Source organism: Streptomyces sp. NPDC048473, assembly GCF_043200155.1.
Classification (GTDB): Bacteria; Actinomycetota; Actinomycetes; order Streptomycetales; family Streptomycetaceae; genus Streptomyces.
The window spans coordinates 1-2,553 of the sequence record NZ_JBICXE010000153.1 but is presented as its reverse complement, the minus strand read 5'-3'; the positions used below and the strand labels follow the sequence as shown (position 1 = coordinate 2,553).

At 62.7% G+C, this 2,553-nt stretch carries 1 protein-coding gene; it reads right to left on the bottom strand.

Annotated features, from left to right (window positions below; all coding sequences use genetic code 11):
- Nucleotides 1-74: 74 nt before the first annotated feature.
- Nucleotides 75-1,877, bottom strand: a complete 1,803-nt coding sequence (ltrA, locus tag ACGFU7_RS47815; RefSeq protein WP_393705074.1) for a group II intron reverse transcriptase/maturase — start codon at nucleotides 1,875-1,877, stop codon at nucleotides 75-77.
- Nucleotides 1,878-2,553 lie beyond the last annotated feature (676 nt).

Sequence of the window (2,553 nt, the reverse complement as noted above, 5' to 3'; positions counted from 1 at the left end):
AGTCGGGTAGCGGGGACGTATTACTATGTCCCCGCCCCCTCAGAACCGTGCAAGCAGCTTTCACCGCACACGGCTCAAGCAAGCCCCAAAGGCTCGCCGGCAGGCAAAGGTGCTGGACTCGTCATCGCGGCAGCTCCATTCCGCCGTTGACAATGGGTGTGGAGGAGACGGAGTCGTTGACCGTCCGGCGTACTCTCGTCCGGGAACGCAATGTATTGCTTGGAGATCGCTTTCCGGATGACGGCCCGCCACGTTTCCCATTCTTGTGGGCTTTGTGGCGGGTGATCGGCATGCAGTAGGAGCCCTCCGCAGATCGAGCAACGGCCGTGTTGTGCCTGCAGCAGACGCACGGTCATGGCATCGACTGGTAGAGGGTTTCCCTTGCGGCGCCGCTGAGCCCAATAGGATTCCAGGGCAGGGTCGTCCGGGGACGCCTTCCCCTTGACCAGTTGGTGCCGGACTATCTTCGTCCAGGAGAACTTGAGCAGGTAGGCACCGCTGTCGCGGTCACCGAACACCCACAGGTCCTTCCTGGACCTGTTGAACCGGCCGAAGTACTTGTTGGATATCCACCGCTTCGGCTTGTTCGGGTGGCTGTGTTTGGCCCACTTGTAAGCGAGCTTCCACATGTGATTGTCCAACGCTGTGAAGATCTCACTGGACACCACCGTCCGGTAGTAGGCAGACCAACCCCGCACGATCGGGTTGATCTTCTTGAGTACCGCACCGGCGTTGGCCCCTCGCAGGGCCACCATTTCGGTACTGAGCCGTTCCCGGATCCGTCTCTTGGCCGCTGTGCTCGGTTTGATCAGCAGTTTGCCGTGATAGCGGCGGACGTTGAACCCCAGGAAGTCGAATCCGCTCTCCGCGTGAACTATTCGTGTCTTGTCCTCGTGGAAGGCGAGTCCCCTCGGCGTCAGCCATACGGCCAGCCGTTCCTTGACCTGTTCGGCCTGTTCACGGCTGGTGCACATCGCGACAAAATCATCTGCGTACCGCACCAGCACGGGGCTGCCGCTTTGCGCACTCCCGGCATCTCTGCCGGTGGTGTAATAGCGGACTCCTGCGGCTTCCTCCATTCCGTGCAGGGCCACGTTGAAGAGCAACGGGCTGATCACCCCACCCTGCGGAGTTCCCTCCTCGGTTGGGGCGAACCGACCGCGATCCACGGCCCCGGCCTTCAGCCACTGACGGACCAAGCCCCGGGCGGGGAAGGTGCCGAGAGCGGCCATGAGCCGGGCGTGGTCGATGCGGTCGAACGCCGCCGTCAGGTCCGCGTCGAGCACCCACGCACGCTGCGGGTTCTTCCCGTTGAGCGTGGAATAGATGGCCCCGATTGCGTCGTGACAGCCACGGCCGGGCCGAAAGCCGTACGACTTCGGCTCGAACCGCGCTTCCCACTCGGGCTCCAATGCTCCCAGTGCCACAGCTTGCAGGCACCGGTCGACAATCACGGGAATTCCGAGTCCGCGCTTCTTCGTGGTCCCCGGTTTGGGGATGAACACCCGCTTGACGGGCTTGGGAATCCACGGTCGGGCGCGATGCTGGACCCATTTGGCCAATGCGGCCTTGGACTGGGAAAGCAACATGACTTTTCCGTCGACTCCCGCCGTCGCGCGTCCAGCGTTGATCTCCGTGACCCGTCGCACGCTCAGGAGCGTGTTCGAGCGGGACCGGAGCATCAGCTTCTGCAAATTGCGGACCTTCTTCAGATCCCCTGCCTGCGATGCCGTGAAGATTCTCTGCCGCAGACGCCGTACGTCTTCTTCGACCCGCCGCCAGTCAATCGACGCCCAGTCCAAGTCTTCGCCCTCGGGTCCGTTCGCCGGAGCAGACGCAGCCGGAAGGGCCGAAGCCGCCCCGTCTGCCATCAGCATGGTGTCCAACTTGCCCCTCGGTTTCGTCGTCTTTATCCAGCGATTCTGCACAGGCTCACCCGGCCCACGTCAGCACCCTTTCGGGTCCGGGCAGTGCCCGTATCCGGACGGTTATGCAGGGCGACCGGCGGAGAGTCCGATCGTCTGCCCCGGGTTCCCGTTTCCTTTCGGCTTCCGGCTTTAGCTTCTTGGGCCGTCCTGTTCCCGCTGGGGAGTTGAGCCTTCCTCACGGTCAGCTGACCGAGCCAAAACGGCCCGGACCCCAACGGGTTTTCCACGTTCCACACGAACGAGATACGACCGGGGTGGGTGCTCCCTTTACCCCGAGGCGGCGGTGTCCACCTGGCCGGAGTGACCTCTACCGGCCAGCGCCTGCCGCTTCTCAACGGCTAGCCATGCACCCCACTCATGCATTCCATCGGTGGAGCTTGGGATCACGAGGCATCATCGGGAGTTCATGTACTTCACCCGTCCGGTCTTCCCCTTGCCGGTAACTCCCGGATGGAACGGAAGTCCTTGGGCTTTCCCCTGAGCTTCGCACCACGCCGTTACCGGCATCGCACGTCAAGGGCGGGGACGGGTCTTATGGACACAGACCCGTGACTGCACCTACAGCTTCATCAACTGCCTCTCCAATCGGCCAGTCCACTCAAATTCGTGCAACTTCGTGTCGCAC

Bases quoted from the DNA above. Each gene is read 5' to 3' on its own strand.
- ltrA (WP_393705074.1), bottom strand. From the start codon at position 1,877: ATGCTGATGGCAGACGGGGCGGCTTCGGCCCTTCCGGCTGCGTCTGCT.